The organism is Paraburkholderia ultramafica (assembly GCF_902859915.1).
GTDB classification, from domain to species: Bacteria; Pseudomonadota; Gammaproteobacteria; order Burkholderiales; family Burkholderiaceae; genus Paraburkholderia; species Paraburkholderia ultramafica.
The window spans coordinates 17,506-42,389 of record NZ_CADIKK010000022.1 but is presented as its reverse complement, the minus strand read 5'-3'; the positions used below and the strand labels follow the sequence as shown (position 1 = coordinate 42,389).

The following is a 24,884-nucleotide window of genomic DNA, read 5'->3' as shown; positions in this document are numbered from 1 at the left end:
CGCTCGCGCTAGAATCTGCGCAGACCGCCAACTTGTTGGTTCTGCCGGAATCCGCCGATGACCACACTTGCCGATCAAGTCGATGCCGCGCTCATCACGCGGCGTTCGATTCGCGCCTTTCTACCGACGCCGCTGCCGGGTGCCGATATCGAAGCCAATCTCGAAGCCGCCAGCCGCGCGCCCTCGGGCATCAATACGCAGCCGTGGAAAGTTTCGATCGCGGTTGATGCCATTCGGCCAACGTCCCCACTTTCCATCGGACCAATATGAAAACATCGCGCCGCCATTTTCTGATGTTGAGCGTGGGCGTCGGCTCGTCGCTCGCGCTGTCTCGCGCGGCTTGCGCCGAAACCGCGAATCGGCTCAGCGAAGCCGATCCGAACGCGCGAGCCCTCGCTTATGTAGAAGACGCGTCGAAGGTCGACAAAGCGAAATTTCCCAGCTACGCGGCGGGACAAACGTGCGCCAACTGTTCGCTGTTCCAGGGGAAGGCCACCGATGCTTATGGCGGCTGCACGCTGTTCGGTGACAAGCAGGTCGCCGCGCGCGGCTGGTGCAGTTCGTATACGAATATGTGATCGGCAAGGGGCGGCGCGTTCACGTCAGTCGAGCAACCCGTGCGCGATGTGCGCGCGTGCCGGTGCAACATCGGTCACATCAACGCTTTCAGCACCAGTTCGTGCGAGTGGCCGATCCACACGGCCGCGTCGCGATGATCGCGCAGCGCGTCGCCGGTATTCGGATGCAGGAAAACGTCGAGTGCGCCGTGATTCAGCGTTAGCCAGCCGACCACGTCGGCAAACTGTGCGTGGGTGAACGCAAGCTGATACGACCACATCGGGTGTGGGCCGACTGGGCGCTCGTGAAAGCGGCCGATTTGCAACTGGCCGCTCCAGTGCGCTTCGATTTGCTCGCGCAAGGCCCACGCGGCGTCGCGGCTGCTCGAATCGAAATAGACGTGGGCGTGCCAACTTTCGATGGCTGAGGTGTCGCGAAAGGTCATATCAGAGTCCATTACGTATCAGTCGGTATCAGTCTTTATCCGACATTCATTCTGCTTCGGTTTCCGCCGACGCGCGCGGTGCGCGTCTCATGTAAAACTGTGAGTCATCTTCGCCGACGATCTCGAAGCCGAGGCGATCGTACAGGCGTTTCGCGGGATTGCCTTTGATCACCTTCAACGTGACCGGCAACGCGTCGGCCTGCGCGGCACGCAAGACCGTACGCAGCGCGCGTTCGCCGATGCCTCGCCCTTGCAACGCCGGCGTGATCTGCAATTGCACAACCACCCATTCGGTGTCGGTGCGATGCGCTTTCAGCAAACCGGCTGGCGCACCGTCGATGTAGACCACCCGCGCCGTGTCGTAACGATGCAGCAGGCGCTCGCGATGTTCGGCGTCGTCCGTCGGTTCGCCGACGCGCGCCAGGTGCTCCGTCATCGTGGCCTTGCGGAGTTCGAACAGGAAGGCTTCGTCGTCGGCGAGCGCTGGACGCAAGGTCAGGGCAGGTTCTTGAACGGACATGTCGGTCATGTTTCCGCGCGCGGGCGCGGCGATGTGCGCCGCTTCCAGTGCTGCCGACGCTTGCGGCTTGCCGGGCTCGTCGCGCGTGCTGTTTTGGTCAGACTCGCCACGTCGAGCACAACGCGGCTGGTGCTCATTGGCATACGCTTTGCTTTTTCGTGACCCGCATATTGCTGGTGTGGGCAGGTTCGATACCTCGCGGTCGAGACGTCGGGCCGCCGAAGAATGGCGCCAATCTGGCATAAGAACGAAACATGCTGAATGCGAAACCACACACTGTCACGCGCGGGATCGATGGCGAAGCCGTCATGTTCGTCTTTTATCGTGATACCGGTTGTCTGTGCTTTGCAGTGAGTTGCGGCCGCCGCATTCATGATTTGCAATTTCGTCCGCAGCGCGCGGCGTGCGCCGTGAGATGCAGGCGAGGACAGCTTATCCGCTAGTTCATGCTCTGGCGTATTTGCCGATTTACGCACCGCTGCATGTGTCGTTCAATGCGAGCGTAGTCGTGACGCAATGGCGCGCATTGCTCAGTCGAAACAATCTGGTGGACGGTCTGCATTTCGATTCAGTTTTTGCAGTGACGTTCGTTCAATATGGCGAACGGCTTAATGAACTTTGCGAGGTGAGCTATGGAGACTGTCGAGCTTGAACCCAGCATCTCGGCAGACGGACGCGCGGTGATTTTTCAGCTTTCGACGCGAGGACGGGATCTCGAGTGCGCCGTCACGCGCGAGGCGTTGGAAGAGCACTTCTGGTTGCAGCGCGGTGCCGGCGAGGCGCGCGTGCTGAAAACGTTTGCGGATGGGCGCAAACGCATTACCGCGGTCGCGGAAAGAAAATTGCTCGCGCATCCCGGCGAGAAAGTGCTGCTGACGATCAGCGATTTCGCCACCCGCGGTTGATGTTCTTTGCGTGATCACTCTTCGGTCTGATGTTTTGCGCGCGATGCCTGCGACGCTCGCACGCCTAAATCTACAGCGAGCGACGATGATCGTGCCGTCGCTCGTTACTGCCGTCCTCATTTTCGTTTGACCCATCGCTTCGGCCAGCCGTCGTTCACGCCACGACTTTCTCGCGGGCGTTCAGCGGATGCGCATCCTCGCCGGCAGCAAGCCGCGCCGGCAGATCGCCGGCCAAAGCCGGCAAATCCGCCAAATCCGCCAGCTCCTTGACCGCACCGAAGATGTAGTGTGGCGCGTGCCGCTAACCTCTGAGGAAATCGCCTGTTACACCAATTCGCCAAATTAGGCCGCCAATGCCCCTCGCTTCGCGCAATTGCATCCGGATGCGCTCGCATAAACTGTTTTCCATGGAGCGACAAATCACCGAGCCCATCGACGCGGTCTTCCCCCGCGTTGTTTTGAACCGTACCGTTGATGGCAGTTTGCCGTGGTTGTCGAACGCGGCAGGGCAGTAACGCAGTAGGAAGTAGAAGCAATGCAAACAGCGCGCAATCCATCCGATATGCGCGCGAATCAGCAGGGGGTTGCAGCCAGGTGTAGTTGCAGGTGAGGGACCGGGCTGTGATGCAGCAGTAGCTCAGGTAGCAACAGTATTTGCAGTAGAAGAAATAGCGTTTGAAGTGGCAGCAAACTGAAGTAGTGATTCACACAGCAGCAGCTTTTTGAATGGAAGCAGAAGTAGCAGTGGGACTAGCAGCACCTTGAAGTAGCGCTTCACGCAATAATGGCTTTTGTAATAGAGGTAGCAGTTCACGTACCAACAGTGTTGCCAGTTTTTGGTGGCTATAGGTCGGCAAGCATCCACGCGCATGTACGACTGTTCCATCCTGTCCGGCCCTGTTCCCCCACGGGAACAGGGTTTTTTTTCGTCGACGCGCACTGCGCGACTTGTATCTGGCAGGTTCGAACCGATATGCGGGCATTGCATCTCGCGAGCGGCTCGGCAATCAGCCGGCCGTGAGCCGCAAGCCGCCGCGTACAAGCAGGACGTTGGATTGTCGGGCGTGGTATGGTTGCTTGCCACGATGGCTGCGCAGACTCACATTAGAGGCCTGTCGAGCCGCTGGCGCATCGGCGGCGTCGGCCGCCGGAGCGCACGAGAATTCGGTGGCGAAGCCGGAAGTGAGTGAAGGAGGTTGAATCGATATGTCCAGTAAATCGCGAGCCCGCAAGCACAGCCAGCCGGCCATGTCCCCGCTGTTGCGTGCCTTGACCTATAGCCGCACGACGCATGAGCCGGTCACGGCAGCGATGCTTCTGCAGGGCTATGCCGCCCTTGACGCATTCCGGCGCGGCCAGGGCTCGCGGAATCTGCACACGACGTTGAGCCGGCATCTACTGGTCTCGCAAGAGTTGGCGCGCCTTGGCCTCGGTGAAGATGTGCTCGCCGACATCGAAAGCGCGCATGCGGCGATGGTCCGGCTCGACGCCCGTGAAGACCAAGAGGGCCGGTGGACCCTCGAGGATCACGAATACGCCCGACTCTGCACGGCGCTGGCGATTCTCGACGGGCAACTGTCGGTGGCGTCGTTGAGCGAGATTGCGAGCGCCGAAGCGAGAATGATCGAAGGCTTGATGCGGTCGGCGCAGCTGAATGCTATTGCCGAAGCTGCGGTCTGACAGTCGCGCACGCTTGCCGCCGGCAAAAGCATAAAAAACGCCCCACGTGGGGCGTTTTTCGTATTCGGCGGCATTCAATCGCCGCTCAGCACCGCGGGCTTTAGCGAGTTCGGAGAATACTTCAAAGCGGCGTTAATACGTCGCGCTTCAAAAGTAAATCCGCGACACATGCGCCGATTACGAATCTCCGTAAGGAACACGCGTGGCCGCCGTGCGATCGCCGGATCAGGTTTGCCGGAGTCAGCCACGCTTGCTAGACTGGCTCCCGCCTATTCGCCGCAAGCGCGTTCGTTGCCGTCCGGCACCCGCTGGACGTCCCAGTGGGCGGCGCAATCAATTGGAGACACCATGTCTTACATGCTGCTCATCGTCGAACCCCCGAATCAGCGCATTGAACGCGGTGAAACTGCGGGACGCGAAGTCTATGACCAGATGGTGCGTTTCGCCGCCGACCTGAAAGAGCGCGGCCAACTGGTCGCGGTCGAATCGCTTACTTCCCAGAAGGACGCCGTGCGCGTGCAGGTCCGCGACGGCCAGCCGAAACTGCTCGACGGCCCGTTCGCCGAAGCGAAGGAAATGATAGGCGGCTTCTTTCTGCTCAATTGTGAAACCCGCGAAGAAGCCGTGGCGATCGCGCAGGCCTGCCCGGCGGCGTCGTGGTGCACGGTCGAAGTCCGCAAGCTCGGACCGTGCTTCATGTAGGCGATACCGCGCAGCGGCTGTGCTGTGGCCGGGGGTTTTCCCTGGGGCGTCGGCGTGAGTGTCGATCTGGCCGCGCGTTGCTCGTCGTGTGAGTAAGGAGCCGGCCAACGTGCGCGGCTCCCCCCTCACAACAAAAAGGAGCCACCGCAATGCGATTCATGATCCTGGTAAAAGCGACTGCCGCCAGCGAAGCGGGCGAGATGCCGGAAGCGTCCCTGATCGCCGCGATGGGCACCTATCACGAAGAGCTGGCCAAAGCCGGCGTGCTGCTCGACGCCACCGGCTTGCAGCCGAGTTCGAAAGGCTGGCGCATTCACTACAGCGGTGGCAAGCGCACGGTCGTCGACGGCCCGTTCACCGAGACCAAGGAGTTGATCGCCGGCTACACGCTGATCCAGGTGCGCTCGCGTGAAGAAGCGATGGAGTGGGCGCGGCGCTTTCCGGCGCCGTTCGGCGAACAGGCCGACGGCGAAATCGAAATGCGGCAACTGTTTGAATTCGACGACTTCGAACCGGGCCCGGAACTGGACCGGCTCCGTGACCTCGACGCGTCGCGGCGCTGATTCGACAACCGGCGTTCGCGCCGGCCGCGCGTCGAACCGGGCGGCCCTCTCGAAAGGATTCATCATGCTCAAGACCCTGCTGATTATCGCGGTCGCGGCAGTGGGCCTGCTGCTGGCCTACGCGGCGACCCGGCCCGACAGCTTTCGGATTGAACGCAGCCTGCGCATCGAGGCGCCGCCCGAACGGATCTATGCACTGATCGACGACCTGCATCGATTCAACCTGTGGAATCCGTTTCTGCGCAAAGACCCGGCGACCCAAGGCATCTATAGCGGTACGCCGAGCGGCAAGGGCGCGCGCTATGCGTGGCAAAGCGACAAGGTCGGCGTCGGGCAGATGGAGATTGTCGATACGACGGCGGCGTCGAGCGTGACGATGAGCCTCGATTTCATCACGCCCTTCGAAGCGCACAACATGGCCGAATTCACGTTGAAGCCTGACGCGAACGCGACCCAGGTGACTTGGGCGATGCACGGGCCCGTGCCATTTCTGTCGAAGCTGATGCAGGTGTTCGTCAGCATGGACCGGATGGTCGGCAAGGATTTCGAAGACGGCCTGAGCAATCTGAAGACGCTTGCCGAGGCGAGCTGAGCGCCCGGCCCACAAACCGATTATTGGACTCATCTCATCATGCACAAGCAGATTTACGTGAATCTCGCCGTCGACAATCTCGAACGGTCGAAAGCATTCTTCAGCACGATCGGTTTCAACTTCGAGCCGCAATTCACCAACGAGCAGGCGGCCTGTCTGATCCTCGGCGAGAACCTCTACGCGATGCTGCTGGTCAAGGACCTGTTCAAGTCGTTCACGCGCAAGTCGCTTTGCAATCCGAAGGAAAGCACCGAGGCGCTGGTGGGTTTGTCGTGCGACAGCCGCGACGAGGTGGATGCGCTGGTCGCCAGGGCGCTCGCCGCCGGCGGCAGCGTGCCGCGCGCGCCGCAGGACTATGGGTTCATGTACGGACACGGCTTCGAAGACATCGACGGCCACATCTGGGAGTTGATCCACATGGACCCGAACGCCCAGGCAGCGGGTTGAGGCCGTGACGACGCCGGCCACCCATCGTGCCATCGAGGCAGTCTGGCGGATCGAATCCGCCAAGGTCATCGCACACGTCGCGCGGATCGTCCGCGACGTGGGGCTTGCCGAAGAACTGGCGCAGGACGCGCTGGTGGCGGCGCTCGAACATTGGCCCGACGCGGGCGTGCCCGACAATCCGGGAGCGTGGCTGATGGCCACCGCGAAGAACCGCGCGCTCGACCGCTTGCGGCAGGAAGCGCTGCATGCCCGCAAGCGCGAGGAACTCGGCCACGATCTCGACGTGCGGGAGGCTCACATCGTGCCCGATTTCGTCGATACCCTCGATGCCGCGCGCGCCGATGATATCGGCGACGACCTGTTGCGGCTGGTGTTCACCGCGTGTCACCCGGTGTTGTCGACGGATGCGCGCGTCGCGCTCACACTGCGCCTGCTCGGCGGCCTCACCACCGATGAAATCGCGCGCGCGTTCCTGGTGCCCGAGCCGACCATCGCGCAGCGGATCGTGCGGGCCAAGCGCACGCTGTCGGCGGCCAGGGTGCCGTTCGAGGTGCCGCAAGCGGACGCGCGCGCGCCGCGCCTCGCGTCGGTGCTGCAGGTGATCTATCTGATTTTCAACGAAGGGTATTCGGCCACAGCCGGCGACGACTGGATGCGGCCGGCGTTATGCGAGGAAGCGTTGCGGCTCGGCCGCGTGCTCGGTGGTCTCGTGCCGGACGAAAGCGAAGTGCACGGGCTTGTCGCGTTGATGGAGATTCAGGCGTCGCGCACGCACGCGCGCACCGACGCGCAGGGCCGTCCGGTGCTGCTGCTCGATCAGGATCGCAGCCGCTGGGACCCGTTGCTGATCCGCCGCGGGCTCGCCGCGATCGGCAACTCGCACGCGCTGGGCGGCGCGAGCGGTCCGTATGCGTTGCAGGCCGCGCTGGCCGCGTGTCACGCGCGCGCCCGCCGCCCCGAAGATACCGACTGGGCGCAGATCGTCGCGTTGTACGACGCGCTGGCGCAGGTGGCGCCGTCGCCGGTGGTCGAGTTGAACCGGGCGGTCGCTGTGGGGATGGCGTTCGGACCAGCCGCCGGTCTGGAGATTGTCGACGCGCTCGCCGCCAACGCGGCGCTCGCGAACTATCACTGGTTGCCGAGCGTGCGCGGCGATCTGCTGGTCAAACTTGGACGTGCGCAAGAAGCGCGCGCCGAGTTCGAACGCGCCGCGGCGATGACGCGCAATGCGCGCGAGCGCGAGTTGCTGCTCAAGCGTGCGCGCAGCCTCGCGCATTGAGGCGCAGGCGCGCGAGCTAGCTAGCTAGCGGATCAACTGACGCACGCCCAACGCGACGATCAGGCCGCCGCACACGCGATCGACCCATGCCTTGCTGCGTCGATACGCGGACGCAATCCGCGCATGCGACAACGTCAGCGCGACAAAGCCGTACCAGCTGCTCGCGACCACGCACACCATGCCGAGCATCGCGGCAAACGTGCCGGCGCTGACATGCGCTGGCGCGGCGGACGCCGGGGATCACCACGCCGGCGATGTACACGGAGAAAACACCTGGAACGGCGGAGCCATCAACCATACGACACTCTATATTGCGGACCTGCGGCAAAGCGAAAGCGCTGTGAGCGAAAGCGCGCCGGCGGATGCCAGCATCGGATTCAAATGCCGAAAAAGGCGGCGCCGGCGGTCAGCACGCCCCCTGCCGCCACCGCGAACGACAGATTGCGCAGCCATTTCTTGCGGGTCAGCAACGTGATCGCGCACAGCGCAATCGCCACCTGGATCAGCAGCGTGGCCTGCGCCCAGCGATGATGGCCGTGCAGGAGCGCTTCGCTTCTGCTGTCGTTTGCCACCACTTCTTTTTCGATCGCTTCGGCGTTCGCGCGAATCGGTTCTTTTTGCTGCTTGTACTTGTCGACGTCGGCGAGGAATTTCGCGTGAGCGTCGGTATTGACGGCCGACAGCGCCGCGCCGAGTTCAGCGAGATTCTCTTTCTCGCCCTTGGCCTGGTAGTAGCTCCACTGGTTCGCCGCTTCGGTCTTTTTGATCGCGGCTTCGTTCTTGTAGAACAGCGCCAGATTCTCGCTGTTGCCGCTCTGGTACGCGCACAATGCGCCGATCGTCGCGAGGATCGCCGTCATCACGGCCATGCGGCTCGCAAACGGATCCGCGTCGTGGTGACCGGCGTGTTCGACGGCATGGTCGTGCGGACCATGCACTTCATATTCTTCAGACATCCGATTCTCCGAGGCAGTGCTTTTCCTGTCGTCACCGGGCGGCGCTCTGGCCCGGGGGCCTCAATCTTAGCGCGTGACGCGCGACGATGGAAAAGGTGTTGGTCTGGAGAGGCGCAAGCGTATTCAATGAACGCCCGACGCGAGCCACGTCCGCACGAGTGGAATCACATGTTCGCCGCCGAGCATGCCGAGCAATCCGACCAGCGCGACGGTCGGCGGCGCGGGCGATTTCACTTCCATCACGCTGTAGAGCAGCCCGACCACCACACCGGCGGCCAGCGAGATCAAATACGCTTTCATATTCGTTGTCCTCCAGGCAAGGAAAGGCGGGCCGCACGCCCGCCGGCCGCGACAGCAATCACATGCGGATGACGACGCGCCCACGTGTGCCGGCGGCCACTGCCTCATAGGCTTCGCGAGCCCGTTCGAGCGGAAACTCCTGCGCGATGGCCGGTCCGGTCAGTTTGCCGCTTTCGAAGCCTTCGACCAGCGCCGTCATCAACGGCGCCGATTCCGCGACGCCGAGCTTTGCGCTATCCACGCCGAGCAATTGGATCTCGTTGTGATAGAAGTCGATCAGATCGAATTCGACGCGGCGCTTACCCGTCGCGCTGATTTCCAGCAGCCGGCCGCGGCGTTTGACGAGACTCAGCGCGGTCTCGAACGCGACGCCGCCAACCGTGTCGTACACCACCTCCGCGCCCGCGCCGCCGGTCAACTCGCGCAAGCGTTCGGTGACGTGTTCGTCGAACGGCACGTAGTCGTCGAGCAGGCGGCCGGCTGGCGTGTTGGCGTCGGGCGGATGACGGTCGACGGCGATCACGCGCGCGCCGCGTGCTTTCGCGATCTGCACCACCGCGCCGCCGACGCCGCCGCCCGCACCGATCACCGCGATGGTTTCGCCCGCCAGCAGCTGAGCGTAATCGACCGTGCCGAGCCATGCGACCACGAAGTTCACGCCGATCGCCGAAGCTTCGGCGTGACTCAGCGTGGTGGGTTTGCGCGCCAGTGCGGCGACTGGAATCTTGATGAACTCCGCATGCGTGCCGTCGCGCGTGAAGCCGATGTCGCCGCCGGTGCCCCACACTTCGGCGCCGAGCCACGTTTGCGGAGCGTCGACCACCACGCCGCTGAAGTCGCGCCCCGGCGTGCGCGGCAAGACCGTATGGTCGAAATGGCCGGACACGTTCTTGACGTCGCTCGGATTCACCGAGGCCGCCATGATCCGCACGACGGCGCTGTCGGCATCGGCTTGCGGAGTCGGCAGATCGACGTAGTCGAGCACCTCGGGGCTGCCAAAAGACTTGAATTGAATCGCTTTCATCATGTATCGCTCCGGTTGGATTCTGCGCTGCTTCGTGCAGTGGGAATGAGCGTAGTCTAGGTGACTGGCATGAAGACGTCAGGACAAGGGCTTTCGAATTTCGGACAATGCGCGAGCGGGCGAGTGCGTCGCGGCGTCGGGGTTTTTAGCGTTGGCGGCTTTGCGCCTCTTGCGGCGATTCATCCGAAACCGCCGCCTCGCTCAACGTGCCGCCTGGATCGAAGCCAGACGGCGGCGCGCCCAGTTCACGCCGGAACATATCGCTGAAGCTGCTCGGCTGGAACCCGAGCTCGCGTGCGATGCTGCTAACCGGGCGTCCCTCGGCGAGACCTGACACGGCCACCGCCAGTTGCACCTGACGCCGCCACTCCGCAAAGCCGACGCCCAGTTCACGCGTGAAGAGCCGCGCGAGCGTGCGCACACTCGCGCCGACCGACGCCGCGTGCTGCTCGAAGCTGATTCCGATAGACGGGTTGTCGATCACCGCGCGGCACAGCGCTTCGAACCGCCGGTCCGACGCATCGGGCAGCGCGATGCGCAGCGGCGAGCGGGGCGCGTGCGCGAGCTCCAGCATCGCGAGACGGTAGGCGGCGTCGAGATAGGCTTGATCGCGAGCGCGAGTGCGTTCATGTTCGGCAATCGACGTGATCAGTTCGCGCAGCAGGCCGTGGACCTCGAACACGTCGCTGCGCTTGCTCAGATGACCGACATTGCGCTCGTGCAGGTAGAGATTGCGCATCTCCACTTCGCTCATCATGTGGATCGAGTGGAGTGTGCCGGCCGGCAGCCAGACCGCGCGCTGCGGTGGCACGACTAGCGCTTCGCGGCCGACCTCGACCCACATCACGCCCGACACCGCATACAGCACCTGAGCCCACGTGTGCGAGTGCGGGTCGATGCGCAGCCCGCGCGGATAGTGGCGCGCGAGCGAGCGGGCGTCGGCGTCGTCGTGGAGTTCGGGTGGGCGGGCTTTGGGCACGGCGGGTCGCGCTTCGCGTATCAGGATCGCGGACCCTGTCGGTCCGTGTGTGAAGCATAGCGCGACGCGCAGGGCATCGCAGAGTTGCGTGCCTTAGCGGCGTGCGCTCACGTGCGATGTCCCATCAACAGCAGCAGCAACGACAGCGTGACCACCGAACCTACCGTCGACAGCAGGATCGTCCGCGACGTGATGTGCGCTTCACGCTGGTAGAACTCGGCGAGCATGAACGGCCCGGTGCCGGTGGGCAGCGCAGCCAGCACGACCGCCATTTCGACCAGCATCGCCGAGAGCCCGAACACGCGCGCCGCGAGCCACCATGTCAGCGCCGGCTGCACCAGCAGCTTGACGCCGGTCAGCAGCAGCGAGATGCCGCGCGCGCCGGCCTCGGACGGGCGTTTTTCCGCGAGGAACAGGCCGAGGCTCACCAGCGCGCACGGACTCGCCGCGCCGGCCAGCAGCTTCAGAAATGTCTCCGCGCTCGGCGGCAACGCGACGTGCAGGCTTGCAAACAGCACGCCCGCAAGCGGCGACACGATCAGCGGATTGCGCGCGAGCGAGCGCAGCACTTTCAAACCGAGCTTGTGCGGCGTGCGCTCGGTCTGCAAGCCGACTTCGATCAGCACGATCGCAAACGCGAACAGCACGCACGCGACGAGGATCGTCGCGATCGTGGTCGGCGTCAGGCTGGCCTGGCCGAACGCGATCATACCGAGCGGAAAGCCGATGTAGCCGGTGTTCGGATACGACGCCGCAATCGCATCGACGCTGGCGTCGGCGAGATGCCGGCCGCTGAGCAAACGCGTCGCGAGGATCAGCATGAACACGCTGACGCACGCGATCGAAAACGTCGCGACGAAGGCCGGCTGATACAACTGCCGCCAGGTGGCGTGCGCCATCGTGTCGAACAGCAACGCGGGCAGTGCGAGCCAGACCACGAATCGATTCAGTTCCGACGCGGAGTTCGGTCCGAGCACGCCGCGCCGGCGGCACGCAAAGCCCGCGAAAATCAGGCCGAAGACGGGAAGCAGAATCCCGAGGGTGGCTAACATCGGTGCGCAAAGTGTGAGCGGACTGGCGACCCGCCAGCGTAGTGGCTTGCGTTGATACAATCCAATACTGTTTTATGGCTTCGACGATACCTTTTTTGCATCGTCATTCGACGGGAGTGCATCGTGATCGATATCAAACCGCTGCGCTACTTCGTGACGCTTGCCGAGACGCGTCATTTCGGCCGCGCGGCGGCGCGTCTGAATCTGTCGCAGCCGCCGTTGAGCCGGCAATTGGCGGCGCTGGAGGCGAGCCTCGGCGTCACGTTGATCGAGCGGAGTCCGCGCAGCGTGACGTTGACCGCGGCCGGCGAGCGCTTTTACGCCGATGCGAAGGCGATTCTTGCATCGGTGGAACAGGCGGTCAGCAATGCGCAAGCCGCCGCGCACGGCGACGCCGGCAAGCTCGCGATCGGCTTCACGATGTGTGCCGCGTACAACGTCGTGCCCGGCTATGCGCGGGCCTTCGGCGCGGCGTATCCCGAGGTCGCGCTGCATCTGCGCGAAGTCGTGTCGAACGATCTGGCCGCGCAGGTGCTCGCTGGTCAGATCGACGCGGCCATCATGTTCCCGAACGTGCCCGATAAGGGGCTGGCCACCCGCACGATTCTCCGCGAGCCTTTGTGCGTCGCGCTGTCGCGCAGTCATCCGCGGGCCCGCGCGCGGCGTCTGAGGATCGAGCAATTGGCGGGCGAGCCGTTCGTGCTCGCGTCCGAGGAAGTCGCGCCGATTCTGCGCGCGACGATCCTCGAACATTGCCGCTCGGGCGGCTTCGAACCGGACATCCGCTTCGAAGTGCAATTGCAGCAGACCGTGCTGAGTCTCGTCGATGAAGGCGTGGGCGTCGCGCTGGTGCCGTCGTCGATGCGCAAGGCGCAACTCGCGGGCGTGGTGTTCCGGCCGCTGGTCGACGCGCCGCTGATCGAGCAGGTGCTGGCGTGGTCGCCGGCGAATCGCAATCCGTGTCTCGCGCGCTTTCTGGAGTTGGCGTGAAGGCGGCGCGGTGCTTACGGGCTGGCGAGCGGGTTGCACTGAGCGCGTCGAAATGGCGGTAGCGCAACAGGTCCTAGCTCGTCCATGCGATCAGCGGCAGCGCCGATGCGATTAGCGCGCCGACGTGGTCGCGCAATCGTATCCGGGCAGTGTAGGGCGAAGTCTCTTCGCACGGCCTGCATCGCCGCGCCGGAAAACCTGCCGTCGCTGCGCGTCGCGCACAAGTGCGGCTATCGCGCGCAGCTTCGCACCACTTACAAAGGCAAGCCGACCATCGTGCAGCGGCGTGCGGCAAAGGCGGTCTGAGTCGGCGCGAGGCGCGAGGCGCGCGGCGTAGCGCGTGTCGCCGGCAACGTCGGGACGCCACGCCGCGTGCAAAAGCGTGTTGGCGCGCTCGTGCTATCAAGCGTCTTTACCTGCCGCCGCCCTCTGCTGCGCGATCAGATCCGCCAGCCGTTCAATCTGCTGACCCTGCGCATCGAAGTTGCCGGCGTCGAGCCAACGCGTATAGCTCGAACGCAGCGCGGGCCATTCGCCATCGATGATCGAAAACCACGCGGTATCGCGATTGCGTTCGCGATACACGATCGCCTGGCGGAAGATCCCTTCAAACGTGAAGCCATAGCGCAATGCAGCGCTGCGCGACGGCTCGTTCAACGAATCGCATTTCCATTCGAAGCGCCGGTAGCCCAGCTTGTCGAACACTTCGCTCATCAGCAGGAACATCGCTTCGGTCGCGATGCGCGTGCGCTTCAAGCGCGGCGAATACGTGACGTGTCCGACTTCGATCACGCCGTTCGCACGATCGATGCGCATCAGCGCCAGCGTGCCGACCGCCTTGCCGGTCGCGAGGTCGATCACCGCGTAGTGCAGCGGATCCGTGGACGCGGCGGCGCGTGCCAGGTGCTCGCGATAGGCCGCGAGACTGTCGAACGGGCCGACCGCGAAATAGGTCCAGTCGCGGCCGTCGGCTGCCGAGCTGTACGCGTCGTACAGATCTTCGGTGTGGCGCTCGACGTCGACCGGTTCGATTCTGCAATAGCGGCCCACCAGCGGCTCGCGGCCGGGCGCCTGGGCGCCGTTCCAGCCGGGCACGGGCGCGCCGATCGGCTGCTCGAACGCGTTACGTCTGGGTTCCATGTCTGCTCTCCTCGTGCGTGGATGATCGTCAATGATGGAGAACGATACGGCAAACGTGGTATGTTAAAAAGATCCACCGAGGGCGCGCAGGAGGCGCTGAACCTGTGCGTGCGGCTCTTCACGAATCCCGGCGACGTCGCGTGGGTCGAGGGCCCCGGTTATCGCGGCGCGAAGGCCGCGTTCAGTCTCGGCGATCTGAGCACGCTGCCGATGCCCGTCGACGCCGATGGCATGGCCGCGCCACCCGACGCATGGCTCACGCAGCCGCCGAAGCTGATCTACACGTCGCCCGCGCATCAGTACCCGACGGGTTCGGTGCTGTCGGTGGCGCGCCGCCTGGAGTTGATCGCGCAGGCGCGGCGCTGCGGCGCATGGCTGATCGAGGACGATTACGACGGCGAATTCCGCCACACCGGCGAGCCCATCGCCAGCATGCAGGGTCTGGTCGACGACGCGCCAGTGTTGTACGTCGGCTCGTTCAGCAAGACGATGTTTCCGGCGCTGCGCGTCGGCTTCGTCGTGCTGCCACGCGCGATCGCCGCGCATACCGCCGTCGCGTTGCAGGCGATGCTGCGCGGCGGGCATCGGCTGGAGCAGTTGGCGCTCGCGCATTTCATCGAAAGCGGCGAATTCGGGCGACATCTGGGGCGCATGCGGCGTCTGTACCGGGAGCGTCAGCAGGCGCTGCGCGACGCGCTTACCGCGCATTTCGCGCCCGCGCAGATTCTGGGCGGCGATTGCGGCATGCACCTGACGCTGCATTTGCCGCCGCAGCTTTGCGATCGAATCCTCGCTGAACACGCGCTCCACCAAGGGCTCAATCCGCGCGCGTTGTCCGGTTTCGCTTTGCAGCCGCGCGCGGAGACGAACGGGCTGGTGATCGGCTACGGCAATACGCCCGCCGAGCGGCTGGCGTCCGCTATCGACACGCTGGCCGCGCTCGCTCGCGGGTTGACGGGTAAGCCGAAACGCGGGTCGAAAGCTGGGTCGAAAGCCGGCTTGAGGGCCGGGTCGAGCGCTACGCCACGCGTGTAAGTTTTTGCGTTTGTCCGCGCGCCCCATGTCGCGCTATCGTGTCGTTTATGCGCGGCGATTTCGATGTGTCCGACGTCGACGGATCGCTCGCAGTTCATGCCCGGCGCACCGCACTGCAACATTGCGGGCCGCTGTCAGGTCCGGGCATGAAGAATGCCTTTGTGGTGGTTATCTATGACGATTTATCCGACCGGAGACGACATGAAGGAAATCGAACCGACCCCGTGGTTTGAGCTTGCCGCCCACACGCCCGTCCGTGAAGGCTGGTACGAGGTGCAGTTGGCGAGCGGGGACACGGCGTTTGCGAAATTTGGCGACGGCATCTGGACCGAGAAACCGTTGCTGGTCTTCACGCACTGGCGCGGCTTGTCCGCGGACCCATCGAAAGCCGGCGAGGGCGAGGCCGAATCGATCGGCGCCGAGGCCACGGCGGCCCAGGGCGTACGCGCGGCGTGGAACGCATTCTTCCCCGGACTCGGCGAAGAACAGCACAAACCGCTGGACGCCGTGCCCAACGGTAAAGCGCCGCATTGACGGGCGTGGGGCGGCGGCTTGCGGGCTGCCGTCCTGAAGCGGTTTGGCTTTACCTCTGGTTCTGTTCTTGCGCTTCGGCGGCGCGCCTGGTTTGCGGCTGGATCAGCGCGTGCCGCGCGCGATTGCGCATGGTCATGTCCGTGACCACACCTGCACCCGCAAGCGATGACCCCGCTACAATTCCCCTCATCCCTTCCGACGCAAACAAGGACGTATGAAAGTCACCCGAGAACCCGTGGCGTTGTCGCGGGCTACGCAGTTGCTCAATCATGGACCGGTCACGATCATCACCAGCGCGCACGGCGGCCGCTCGAACGTGATGGCGGCGTCGTGGGCGATGCCGCTCGACTTCAACCCGCCGAAGGTGGTCGTCGTGGTGGACAGCCGTACGCTCACGCGGCAACTGATTGAAGCGAGCGGCGTGTTCGGACTGCAACTGCCGAGCCGCGGCTTCGCCGCGCAGGCGCTGGCGGTGGGCACCAACGCGGGCGCCGAACTCGACAAGTTTTCCGCGTTCGACCTCGACACGTTCCCCGCGCAAAACATCGACGTGCCGATGCTGGCCGGCTGCATCACGTGGATGGAATGCAAGGTGATTCCGGACGATAGCCGGCGGCACGATCTGATCATCGGCGAAGTGGTCGCCGCGTATGCGGACAGCCGCGTGTATTCGAACAACCGCTGGCATTTCGGCGACGACCCCGATCTGCGCACCTGCCATTACGTGGCCGGTGGGACGTTCTTCGCTACCGGCGATGCGTTCGAAGTGACGCCGGTGAACACGTCGGCGGATTGATAAGCGACAGGCGGCGCCTCGCCTCTCGAAGCCGGCGTATCACGGTGGGTGTGAGTGGCTGAGTAGCTAGCGATGCCGTCCACGCGGCTTACGCGTTGCCCTCGGCAAACGCCTTCAGCGCATCGCCCGCCAAACGGTAACGCACCCATTCGCTTTGCGCGCTCGCGCCGATCGATTCATAGAAACCGATTGCCGGCTCGTTCCAGTCGAGCACGCTCCATTCGAAGCGGCCGCAACCGGTGTTGCACGCAATCTGCGCGAGGTGGCGCAGCATCTGTTTGCCCGCGCCGCTACCGCGCGATGCCGGCGACACATACAGGTCTTCCAGATAAAGCCCCTGTTTGCCGAGCCACGTGGAGTACGAAAAGAAGTAGACGCAAAAGCCGACCGGCTCGCTGTTCATTTCGCAAATGAGCGACTTGGCCGAGGAGCCGACGGAGAACAGGCTCGCTTCGATGTCTTTGACGGTGGCGACGACTTCGTGCTCGGCCTTCTCGTACACCGCGAGTTCGGTGATGAAGCGAAGAATCAGGGTTGCGTCGGCTGCGGTGGCGGGGCGGATCTGGATAGTCAAGGCAAGGTGCTCGATGAGATGAGTTGAATGGCGGATCGAATTCGAATGAGGACACGTCGGCTTCGGATCGAATATACATCGTATCGTTTATCGTGCGGCTTTGGTCAGCTAGTGGACGGCAGGGCTCTGGCCTGTTTGGGAAAAGCTGGATGAGTACTCGGAGGACGATCTGTTCGACATGATCGAATTTCTGCGCGATCACGCATCCAAAGGCCATTTCTTAGCGAGGCGCCAGCGTCCCAGTTGGGTCGCCAGGTGACCTCTGCCGGAGAGGGTCATCCGTGGGCCGCGGTCGTGTTGGCGCGTGTTGGTTCATCTCGCGAACGTGGTGGTGACGTTCCAGAAACCAATTGCATGGCCCGATCGGGTTGACTTGTGCCGCAGTCGGACCAACGACCTTCGGACGATCTCGCCGATCGAACTTCGGTCCTTGCTCGGCCAGATTCGGACTTGAAACAGCGATGAGTGCTGCCGCGACGCGTTCGGGCGTAGATAGAGGATACTTACGTAGCAGCAAGTCAACGCATCCAGCCAGGATTCTGCCCATGAAGACACTTTCTCTACTGACTCTTTGCGCCGCGTTGTTCTCGTTCGGCGGCGCGGCGTACGCGCAAGTCGACCAGTCGGAGCCTCAGCTTCTGATCAAGACCGCGACGCAACAGATACTCGACGAGGTGCGCACCCAAGCGATCGCGCCAGACGATATTGCCCGCATCATGGATATCGTAAACCGGGACATTCTTCCCTACACCGATTTTCGCCGCACCACGGCACTGGCGATGGGCCGTTATTGGCGGACGACTACGCCCGCGCAGCAGCAGCAACTGGTCGAACAGTTCAAGATGCTCCTGATCCACACATATTCGGGTGCTGTCGGTCAGCTCCGTCCAGACCAACGGATCGACTACCCGCCGATACACATCGCTCCGACCGATACGGACGTGGTGGTGCGCACGATTGCGACCAGGAACGGCGAACCAGCAGAGATCGATTACCGGCTGTACCGCACGCCGCAGGGCTGGCGGCTGTATGACCTGAATGTACTCGGCGTCTGGCTAATCCAGACATATCGACAGCAGTTCAGTGACAAGATCCAGGAGAGCGGCGTTGACGGTTTGATCCAGTTTCTCGCTGAGCGCAACCAGCAGCTCGCTTCGGGCAAGCAGTAAGTGACCGCCGGGTATGATGGCGGCGGACGCTTATTGCTGAATGTCGGTCGCGCAATGGACGTTTCGCGGACGTGGCCGAAAGTGGCTTGAGCGGCGCCGGCGAGAGTCGAGAGCCTGCGGAGATTCCCCGGGGGTTGTGAAGGTCTGGATCCGGCCACAAAGCGCCATCCACCATGCCACTTCCGATGGCCGTACCAACACCGGTAACGGCCGCTGAATTGTCGAGAACGGCCGATTTCAGCGGCCTCATAATGCGCGACGCTCCCGAAGTCAACAAACGCATCAACACAACATCGTCAGGGTCGCGCGAAGGTTGCATGACGACCTCCGCTAGCCTTGCACAGAACGTCCAGTTTCATCAAGCCACCGAACGATGTTGTGCACAGTATCGCTATAGAAGGTGTGATACAACTCCTTGGACACATAGCCGATATGAGGCGTCGCGAGCACGTTGGGCAATTCGCGCAGAGGGTGCGGATTGTTGAGCGGTTCGACGTCGTATACGTCCAGTGCGGCGCCGGCAATCTGACCGGTCGTGAGCGCCCCAAGCAGTGCGACATGGTCGACGATCGGCCCCCTGGACGTATTGATCAGCCGGCTTGTGGGTTTCATCTGCGCGAGTTCCGTCGCGCCGACCAAACCTTGGGTTCGCCCGCTAAGCCGCACGTGGATTGACAAGAAATCTGCCGTGGAGAACAGTACATCCTTGCTGACTAGCTGCACGCCCTTTTCCGCGGCACGCTCCGCGGTGAGGTTCTGACTCCACGCGATGACGTTCATTCTGAATGCCCGCCCGATGATACCGACAGCCGAGCCGACGTGGCCAAGACCAAGCAATCCGAGCGTCTTGCCGGCGAGTTCATCGCCAAGGGAAAGCTGCCAGCCTCCCTGACGCAGCGACTGATTCTCGAGGGGAATGTTGCGGGCCATCGCGAGAATCAGCGCCCACGTAAGCTCAATCGTCGGCGTGGACGAATAGCCCGTATGACGAATTTCGATACCGCGTTCCGCAGCCGCATCCTGATCGATCGACGCATTCCCTGCGCCGGTCGAGGCAATCAGCTTCAGGTTCGGCAGGCTTTCGATGACCACGCGGGACAGCGGTGTGCGTTCTCGCATCACGCATACGACGTCGAATGGCTGCAGGCGTTGAATCAGATTCCCGATATCAGCGACGTGGTCGTTGAACACCGTAACGTCTGCCAGGTTCTCAAGGGGCGACCAGTCTGCCACGCTCAGCGCCACGTTCTGATAGTCGTCGAGGATTGCTACCTTGATAGGGAATTTGGGGTCCATGTTGGTCCAGGAATTGAAAAGGTTACTACCATATATGAAACCCGGCCCACGACGTAAATCAATCAATAGCGATGCCAACCATCGCGAACCGCGATGGCACGGCAGGTGAGCTATCAGACCGCGCGCAGTGTTGGAGGAAAAGTTGGGCGGCAGTTGACTGTGCCTCGTGGAGTGTGAATCGCCATGGCCCAACTCGCCAGGAGGCCAGCCGCGGTTCGCGGCGCTGTGCGGCTCGCCATTGACCTGCAACAGTTTTCATGACAAGTTGCCTCGCTGTTTGTCGAGGTGGTCGACCAGCATGCGCGCAGGAAGCGGCAGCGTGTCAAAATTGCGCGCGATTATTAACAACGGCCGCAGCGACCACGGTTCATCGAGCTCAACGACGCGAAACGGCACCGAATGCATATAAGGTGTCACGCTTCCCTTGGGAAGCACACCAATGCCGAGACCCGCGCTGACCATATTGCGTACGCCCTCGAAGCTTGTCACCTCGATGCGCACGCGAAGCCGCCTGCCGGCATGCTCGGCAGCGGCGCGACACAATTTGGAAATGGACGTACCGTACGGCATGCTGACGACGTCGTCCTCCAGAACTTCCGCGAAGCTCGCGCTTGCGCGCTCGGCGAGCCGATGATCCGGCGGCACGATCACGACCAGCTTATCGACGCTGTACGGCCGCCACTGCAGATCGCCGAGGGAATCCTCGGTGGCCGCGCAGATGCCGAGATCGGCGACGCCGCTTGCGATCGCCTGCACCACTTCATCGCTCGATTTCTCGACCATATCGATCCGCACTTTCGGATTGGCGCGCAGAAAGGAGCGCAGCACACCCGGCAGATACTGGACCATGGCGGTAAAGTTCACATAAATGCGGGTATGCCCTCTCAATCCCGCCGAATATTCAGACAGTTCGTCCGAAATTTGCTGCAAGTGCTCGTTCAGCCGCTTCGCATGATGATAAAGCGCCTCGCCCGCGGGCGTCGCCTGCACACCGCGGCTGTGCCGATATAACAGCGGCGTGCCAGCGTCGTCTTCGAGATCCGATACGCGCTTGCTGACGGCCGACGCCACGATGTGCGTGCGGGCTGCCGCCGCAGCAATGCTGCCCTCCTCGATGACCGCCACGAAAATGCGCAGAGACTCCATGTCGAGTCGCAACGGCCGATCTGCTGAAACACGCATCCTCACTCCTTCGGATTGGATATCCGGGCGGTTAGCAGCCATCGCGTTTGGCGATGCCTCTATTGAACATTGAGAAGTTTTCAATACGCCCGGCAACCGGCATCCTGTGTGCCATAGCGTTCGATCCGCGCAGGGCCATCGGCCAAGGCGCGAGGCCGGGCAGCGTGCATCGCGATTCTATGTCGAGAAGACGAGGTTGTCCTGGCCGCCGGAACATTCGCATTGTCAGAAGCACAAGCCGGTGCATGGCCGGAACGCCTGAAAACGCTGTTGAAAATATGAAGGAGACGAAAGATGGAACACAAACAACTTGCCTTGAACTCGCGAACTCACTGGTACGAGGGGCTCACGGCAATGCACTGGCGCGTACTGAAAGCCAGCTTTCTCGGCTGGATTTTCGACGGCTACGAAGCACTGGCACTCGTCGTTGTGCTTGGGCCAATGCTGCATTCGGTGCTGTCGCCGGCGCAAGCTGCATCTCCCACGACGTACGCGGGTCTGGTCATCGGCATCACCTTGCTTGGCTGGGGGGCGGGCGGTCTGATCGGCGGGATTCTTGCGGACTATGTAGGACGCAAGCGGATGATGCTCTGGTCCGTATTCCTCTATGCGGCGTTTTCGGGTTTGACTGCGTTCTCGCAAACCTTCTGGGTGTTGTGCGGACTGCGTTTCCTGACTGGCCTCGCAATGGGCAGCGAATGGAGCACGGGCGTCGCGCTGCTGTCGGAAACCTGGCCGGAGCGGGCTCGTGCGAAAGGGGCGGGCTTCCTGCAATCGGGCTTCGGCTGGGGCACGCTGATCGCGGCGGTCGTGTGGTACGCCCTTTCATCGGCGCATCCACTCGGTGCCGAAACCTGGCGGCTGATGTTCGTGCTTGGCGCAGTCCCGGCGTTCTTTGTGCTGTACATCCGCCGCGGAGTCAACGAGTCGGAGAAATGGCAACGAGCGGTGCGCGAGAAACGCTGGAGCGCGACGAGCACCCAGTCGGTTGCGGGTGACGCGCCTGCATCCGGGAAGCGCCCCTTCACGCTCACGCAACTGTTCAGTGAACCCGAAGCGCTGCGTCGCACGGTGCTTCTGCTAGTGCTGTCGATCGTCACGACCGTCGGCTGGTGGGCCATTTCCAGCTGGCTGCCGACCTACACCGTGTCGCTCGCTAAAGCCGAAGGTATCCCCGACGCCTTGTCGTGGGGCTCGAAGATATCGATCGCGTACACCATTGGAGCGATCGCGGCCTACATGATCGCGGGCTTCGTGGTGGATGCAATCGGCCGGCGGGGCTTCCTGTCACTCACCTTTGTTGGTGCGCTGATAACAACGTTCGTCACTTACAAGCTGACGACAAGCGTCGAAGCGATGATGGTCGTGGCGCCGATCAATGGCTTCTTCACCCTGGGCTGTGCCTATGTCTGGATGGCGATCTACCCATGCGAACTCTTTGCTAGCAGCTTGCGTTCCACTGCTATCAGCTTCGTGTTCAATGCGGCGCGCCTGATCGCCTGGGTCTTCCCAATTATCGCGGGCAGCATGATCAAATCGTTCGGTGGTGTGTCGCAGGCGGCGTTGGCACTCGGCTCTGTGTATCTGCTCGGTATCGTGCTGCCGTGGTTCTTGCCTGAGACGCGCGGCGCAGGCATGCCGGACTGAGTCAGCGATCTTCCAGTTGTAGTTCTGGAAAGCGTATGCAAGCAACGCACAACGGCTGACGTCGCCACGCGCAGACCAGGTGTGACGGGCCGAGCGCCGGGGAAAAGAGGGCAGCGGGAGGTCTTCGCGAGGCTGTGATCCTTGCAATTGAGTCTAAAGTCAACCGAGACGATATTGCCGCACCCAATGCCGGGTTGAGTCTTGCCCGGCAAACTTTCACGCGGATCAGGATGGCATGAAAATCCTGTTTAGCGTTTTGGATACCTAACTGTATTTTGGAGATGAAAATGCCTCAGAATTTTCGTATTGGACAGATCGTTCCAAGCTCGAATACGACCATGGAAACCGAAATTCCCGCCATGTTACGTGCCCGTGAAGCGATCCGCCCCGACGAGCGGTTCACTTTCCATTCGAGTCGGATGAGAATGCACAAGGTCACGAAGGAGGAATTGGTAGCGATGAACAAGGAAGGCTTGCGCTGCGCGGCCGAACTCGCCGACGCTCGTGTTGATGTCATGAGCACGGCGTGCCTGGTCGCGATCATGGCGATGGGGCCCGGATATCATCGAGAAACGGAACGCGAACTGTTGGAGGTTGCTCGTGCCAATCATTGCCTCGCGCCAGTCATGACCTCCGCGGGAGCTTTGATAGAAGGTCTGAAGATCCTGGGCGCTCGTCGGATTTCGCTTATGGCGCCGTACATGCGGCCCTTGACCGACCTCGTTGTCGCTTATATCGAAAACGAAGGAATTGAGGTAATCGATTCCATCTGCTTTGAGATTCCCGACAACCTTGAAGTCGGTCTGCGCGACCCGATGCAGCTGGTCGACGACGTTCGGCGCCTGAACACGGAAGGCGCGGACGTAGTAGTGGCGTCCGCATGCGTCCAAATGCCTTCATTGCCGGCGATTCAGCGCATCGAAGACATGCTGGGAATCCGCACCGTCTCGACTGCGGTATGCACCGTCCGGCGCATGCTGGATCATCTTAAGCTTGAGCCGATCGTCCCTGGCGCGGGAGCGTTGCTTTCCGGCGCGTGATCGGCAACGCAGTCAGCGCCCACGGAGTTACGCGTTGGACATGTCGACAAAGAAGGGGCGGCGCCGGGAGGTTCATTTACCGACGCACATTGCTGTTGCGCCCTGGAGGCAGGGCGCAACCGGTCACGCATCAGAGGTTTCCTTAGAAGCGGGTGCGCAGTCCTACGGTGCCGACCACCTGGTTGCCCGTCGTCGACGCGCCACCCGCGGTATTGATGAACGCGACATAGTTCTGGCCGATCGCGCGCTGATACATGCCTTCGGCGTAGACATCCGTGCGCTTCGAAAACGCGTAGACGGCCTGCACGTTGACCTGGTTGAACTTGGGATCCGTGCCGAACGCTGGCTTGCCCGCAAGAGTTGCGCCTGACAGACGGCCATCGGTGTACGTGTCAGCGATGCCGAGTGTCACGGCCGGTGTCAACGTGTACTTGAAGTTCAGTTCATAGTTATCGAAGCGCTGCGAACCGTTGTTGAGGTTGAACGAGTTCGTGCCCTGGAAATGGCTGTTCGTATACACGAAGCCCACCACCGCCGGGCCGAAGGCATAATTCAGACCCGCACCCACCACGCGCTGAACGTGCGCCCCGACCAGGAAGCCGCCCGTACCGTTCGCGGTGGATTCCAGCACGTCAACTGCGCCGCCGGTGTTCGTGGCGCTGTTCGAGCCGTTGATCTGCAGGTAGCCGGCGGCCACGTTAAACGGGCCATAGTTGAAGCTTGCGCCGGCGCTGTAAGCACGATTGATTGCGAAGTCAGTGCTGTTCGAGAACGCGTACATGCCGCCGAACTTCAGGCCCGAGAAGTTGTTGCTCGTGTACTTGACCGCGTTGCTCATCCGCACCGAGTGGTTCAGGTTGTCGTTGTCGAACGGGTGCGCGAAGCCGGTGTCGCCGAACGTGCCGGCCGTGGCGGACAGCGGCGCCACAAAGTCGACCAGCGAGTCATACTGGCGGCCCAGCGTCACCGTGCCGAACTCGGTGCTGCTCAGGCCCACAAATGCCTGGCGACCGAACAGGCGGCTGTGCTGGCCGAGGTTGCCATTCTGCACGTTAAAACCGTTTTCCAGCACGAAGATGGCCTTGAGACCGCCGCCGAGGTCCTCGGCACCGCGCAGGCCGAACCGGCTGCCGTTGATGTTGCCGCTCGTTGCTTGAATCAGCGCACCGTGTGAGCCGCCCTTGCTGACATTATTGGTGTACATCAGGCCTGCGTCGATGAGACCATACAGGGTGACAGAGCTTTGCGCGTGGGCGGCCGATGCGGCAAGTGCTGCGGATACGGCAACGGCAATGGGGATTTTCTTCATTGGCTTCATTAACTACTCCAGTGTGTAGTAGTCCAGATTGGGGGAAAAACACTGCAGCGAGTATAAAAGCAGAGCCTGGACGATGCATTGTCCACGACGACACAATGTCGATTTGTTCTTGTTCACAAATTTGCAATAACTCCAGCTCAATGCGGGTGGCAAAGCGCTGC

27 protein-coding genes and 3 pseudogenes are annotated in these 24,884 nt (G+C 62.5%); 16 read left to right on the top strand and 14 right to left on the bottom strand.

Features of this window, described 5'->3' with window-relative positions; genetic code table 11:
* Positions 1-57: 57 nt before the first annotated feature.
* Together HV744_RS22600 and HV744_RS22595 are read left to right on the top strand one after the other, a co-directional pair.
* Positions 58-237 (top strand): annotated as a pseudogene (locus HV744_RS22600) (nitroreductase family protein); the annotation flags it as partial.
* A 29-nt stretch (positions 238-266) separates the two neighbouring features.
* The gene (locus HV744_RS22595) at positions 267-578 is read left to right on the top strand and encodes a high-potential iron-sulfur protein (protein ID WP_175151624.1); all 312 of its coding nucleotides are present in this window, start codon (positions 267-269) and stop codon (positions 576-578) included.
* A gap of 74 nt (positions 579-652) precedes the next feature.
* Here the strand turns inward: HV744_RS22595 and HV744_RS22590 are convergent, their stop codons facing one another.
* Genes HV744_RS22590 through HV744_RS22580 form a run of 3 tightly spaced genes read right to left on the bottom strand, consistent with a single transcriptional unit; the run spans position 653 to position 1,999 of the window.
* A complete protein-coding gene (locus tag HV744_RS22590) occupies positions 653-1,003 on the bottom strand; it encodes a DOPA 4,5-dioxygenase family protein (RefSeq protein ID WP_175151623.1) in 351 nt (116 codons plus the stop codon).
* A gap of 46 nt (positions 1,004-1,049) precedes the next feature.
* On the bottom strand, positions 1,050-1,523 hold the full coding sequence (locus HV744_RS22585; protein WP_175151622.1) for a GNAT family N-acetyltransferase: 474 nt from the start codon (positions 1,521-1,523) through the stop codon (positions 1,050-1,052).
* Between the two features lie 5 nt (positions 1,524-1,528).
* Positions 1,529-1,999: a hypothetical protein gene (locus HV744_RS22580; protein WP_175151621.1), complete on the bottom strand. Its 471-nt coding sequence runs from the start codon at positions 1,997-1,999 to the stop codon at positions 1,529-1,531.
* A gap of 156 nt (positions 2,000-2,155) precedes the next feature.
* Here HV744_RS22580 and HV744_RS22575 point away from each other — a divergent pair, with 156 nt between their 5' ends.
* The 7 genes from HV744_RS22575 (at position 2,156) to HV744_RS22545 (ending at position 7,691) form a co-directional block, all read left to right on the top strand.
* A complete protein-coding gene (locus HV744_RS22575; RefSeq protein WP_175151620.1) occupies positions 2,156-2,428 on the top strand; it encodes a DUF1488 family protein in 273 nt (90 codons plus the stop codon).
* Positions 2,429-3,634: 1,206 nt separating this feature from the next.
* Entirely contained in the window at positions 3,635-4,108 is a 474-nt protein-coding gene (locus HV744_RS22570) for a hypothetical protein (RefSeq protein WP_175151619.1), read from the top strand.
* A 348-nt stretch (positions 4,109-4,456) separates the two neighbouring features.
* Entirely contained in the window at positions 4,457-4,810 is a 354-nt protein-coding gene (locus tag HV744_RS22565) for a YciI family protein (RefSeq protein ID WP_175151618.1), read from the top strand.
* A 149-nt stretch (positions 4,811-4,959) separates the two neighbouring features.
* A complete protein-coding gene (locus HV744_RS22560; protein ID WP_175151617.1) occupies positions 4,960-5,373 on the top strand; it encodes a YciI family protein in 414 nt (137 codons plus the stop codon).
* 64 nt (positions 5,374-5,437) lie between these two features.
* Positions 5,438-5,965: an SRPBCC family protein gene (locus HV744_RS22555; protein ID WP_175151616.1), complete on the top strand. Its 528-nt coding sequence runs from the start codon at positions 5,438-5,440 to the stop codon at positions 5,963-5,965.
* Between the two features lie 39 nt (positions 5,966-6,004).
* On the top strand, positions 6,005-6,412 hold the full coding sequence (locus HV744_RS22550) for a VOC family protein (protein WP_175151615.1): 408 nt from the start codon (positions 6,005-6,007) through the stop codon (positions 6,410-6,412).
* 4 nt (positions 6,413-6,416) lie between these two features.
* Positions 6,417-7,691 carry an RNA polymerase sigma factor gene (locus tag HV744_RS22545; protein WP_175151614.1) on the top strand — a complete coding sequence of 425 codons (1,275 nt, stop codon included), beginning with the start codon at positions 6,417-6,419 and terminating at the stop codon, positions 7,689-7,691.
* Positions 7,692-7,715: 24 nt separating this feature from the next.
* Here HV744_RS22545 and HV744_RS22540 read toward each other — a convergent pair.
* From HV744_RS22540 to HV744_RS22515, 6 genes and pseudogenes are all read right to left on the bottom strand, one after another.
* Positions 7,716-7,925 (bottom strand): annotated as a pseudogene (locus HV744_RS22540) (LysE family translocator); the annotation flags it as partial.
* Between the two features lie 143 nt (positions 7,926-8,068).
* The gene (locus HV744_RS22535) at positions 8,069-8,647 is read right to left on the bottom strand and encodes a DUF4337 domain-containing protein (RefSeq protein WP_175151613.1); all 579 of its coding nucleotides are present in this window, start codon (positions 8,645-8,647) and stop codon (positions 8,069-8,071) included.
* A 123-nt stretch (positions 8,648-8,770) separates the two neighbouring features.
* Positions 8,771-8,947, bottom strand: coding sequence for a DUF1427 family protein (locus tag HV744_RS22530; protein ID WP_175151612.1), 177 nt, complete (start codon positions 8,945-8,947; stop codon positions 8,771-8,773).
* 58 nt (positions 8,948-9,005) lie between these two features.
* Positions 9,006-9,971: a quinone oxidoreductase family protein gene (locus HV744_RS22525; RefSeq protein WP_175151695.1), complete on the bottom strand. Its 966-nt coding sequence runs from the start codon at positions 9,969-9,971 to the stop codon at positions 9,006-9,008.
* Positions 9,972-10,116: 145 nt separating this feature from the next.
* The gene (locus tag HV744_RS22520) at positions 10,117-10,950 is read right to left on the bottom strand and encodes an AraC family transcriptional regulator (protein WP_175151611.1); all 834 of its coding nucleotides are present in this window, start codon (positions 10,948-10,950) and stop codon (positions 10,117-10,119) included.
* A gap of 107 nt (positions 10,951-11,057) precedes the next feature.
* Positions 11,058-12,002 (bottom strand): AEC family transporter, encoded by a 945-nt coding sequence (locus HV744_RS22515; protein WP_175151610.1) that lies wholly within the window; start codon positions 12,000-12,002, stop codon positions 11,058-11,060.
* A 123-nt stretch (positions 12,003-12,125) separates the two neighbouring features.
* Here HV744_RS22515 and HV744_RS22510 point away from each other — a divergent pair, with 123 nt between their 5' ends.
* Complete coding sequence (locus HV744_RS22510; RefSeq protein ID WP_175151609.1) at positions 12,126-12,992, top strand: LysR family transcriptional regulator; 867 nt, start codon at positions 12,126-12,128, stop codon at positions 12,990-12,992.
* A gap of 402 nt (positions 12,993-13,394) precedes the next feature.
* Here HV744_RS22510 and HV744_RS22505 read toward each other — a convergent pair whose 3' ends face one another.
* Positions 13,395-14,132, bottom strand: a complete 738-nt coding sequence (locus tag HV744_RS22505; RefSeq protein WP_175151608.1) for a GNAT family N-acetyltransferase — start codon at positions 14,130-14,132, stop codon at positions 13,395-13,397.
* 75 nt (positions 14,133-14,207) lie between these two features.
* Between HV744_RS22505 and HV744_RS22500 the strand changes: the two are divergent.
* The 3 genes and pseudogenes from HV744_RS22500 to HV744_RS22490 form a co-directional block, all read left to right on the top strand.
* Positions 14,208-15,167: pseudogene (locus tag HV744_RS22500) on the top strand (aminotransferase-like domain-containing protein); the annotation flags it as partial.
* 201 nt (positions 15,168-15,368) lie between these two features.
* Positions 15,369-15,701 carry a hypothetical protein gene (locus HV744_RS22495; protein ID WP_175151607.1) on the top strand — a complete coding sequence of 111 codons (333 nt, stop codon included), beginning with the start codon at positions 15,369-15,371 and terminating at the stop codon, positions 15,699-15,701.
* Between the two features lie 214 nt (positions 15,702-15,915).
* On the top strand, positions 15,916-16,497 hold the full coding sequence (locus tag HV744_RS22490; RefSeq protein WP_175151606.1) for a flavin reductase family protein: 582 nt from the start codon (positions 15,916-15,918) through the stop codon (positions 16,495-16,497).
* 88 nt (positions 16,498-16,585) lie between these two features.
* On the opposite strand, the gene HV744_RS22485 is transcribed toward HV744_RS22490, so the two are convergent.
* A complete protein-coding gene (locus HV744_RS22485) occupies positions 16,586-17,071 on the bottom strand; it encodes a GNAT family N-acetyltransferase (protein WP_175151605.1) in 486 nt (161 codons plus the stop codon).
* Positions 17,072-17,616: 545 nt separating this feature from the next.
* Here HV744_RS22485 and HV744_RS22480 point away from each other — a divergent pair.
* Entirely contained in the window at positions 17,617-18,240 is a 624-nt protein-coding gene (locus HV744_RS22480; protein ID WP_175151604.1) for an MlaC/ttg2D family ABC transporter substrate-binding protein, read from the top strand.
* A 330-nt stretch (positions 18,241-18,570) separates the two neighbouring features.
* Here the strand turns inward: HV744_RS22480 and HV744_RS22475 are convergent, their stop codons facing one another.
* Positions 18,571-19,536: a D-2-hydroxyacid dehydrogenase family protein gene (locus HV744_RS22475; protein WP_175151603.1), complete on the bottom strand. Its 966-nt coding sequence runs from the start codon at positions 19,534-19,536 to the stop codon at positions 18,571-18,573.
* 255 nt (positions 19,537-19,791) lie between these two features.
* On the bottom strand, positions 19,792-20,760 hold the full coding sequence (locus HV744_RS22470; protein ID WP_246279149.1) for a LysR family transcriptional regulator: 969 nt from the start codon (positions 20,758-20,760) through the stop codon (positions 19,792-19,794).
* A 252-nt stretch (positions 20,761-21,012) separates the two neighbouring features.
* On the opposite strand from HV744_RS22470, the gene HV744_RS22465 reads away from it, so the two are divergent.
* Both HV744_RS22465 and HV744_RS22460 read left to right on the top strand, forming a co-directional pair.
* Entirely contained in the window at positions 21,013-22,365 is a 1,353-nt protein-coding gene (locus HV744_RS22465) for an MFS transporter (protein WP_175151602.1), read from the top strand.
* Between the two features lie 281 nt (positions 22,366-22,646).
* A complete protein-coding gene (locus tag HV744_RS22460; RefSeq protein ID WP_425497808.1) occupies positions 22,647-23,405 on the top strand; it encodes a maleate cis-trans isomerase family protein in 759 nt (252 codons plus the stop codon).
* Between the two features lie 142 nt (positions 23,406-23,547).
* On the opposite strand, the gene HV744_RS22455 is transcribed toward HV744_RS22460, so the two are convergent.
* Positions 23,548-24,714, bottom strand: coding sequence for a porin (locus tag HV744_RS22455; RefSeq protein ID WP_175151693.1), 1,167 nt, complete (start codon positions 24,712-24,714; stop codon positions 23,548-23,550).
* Positions 24,715-24,884: the final 170 nt, after the last annotated feature.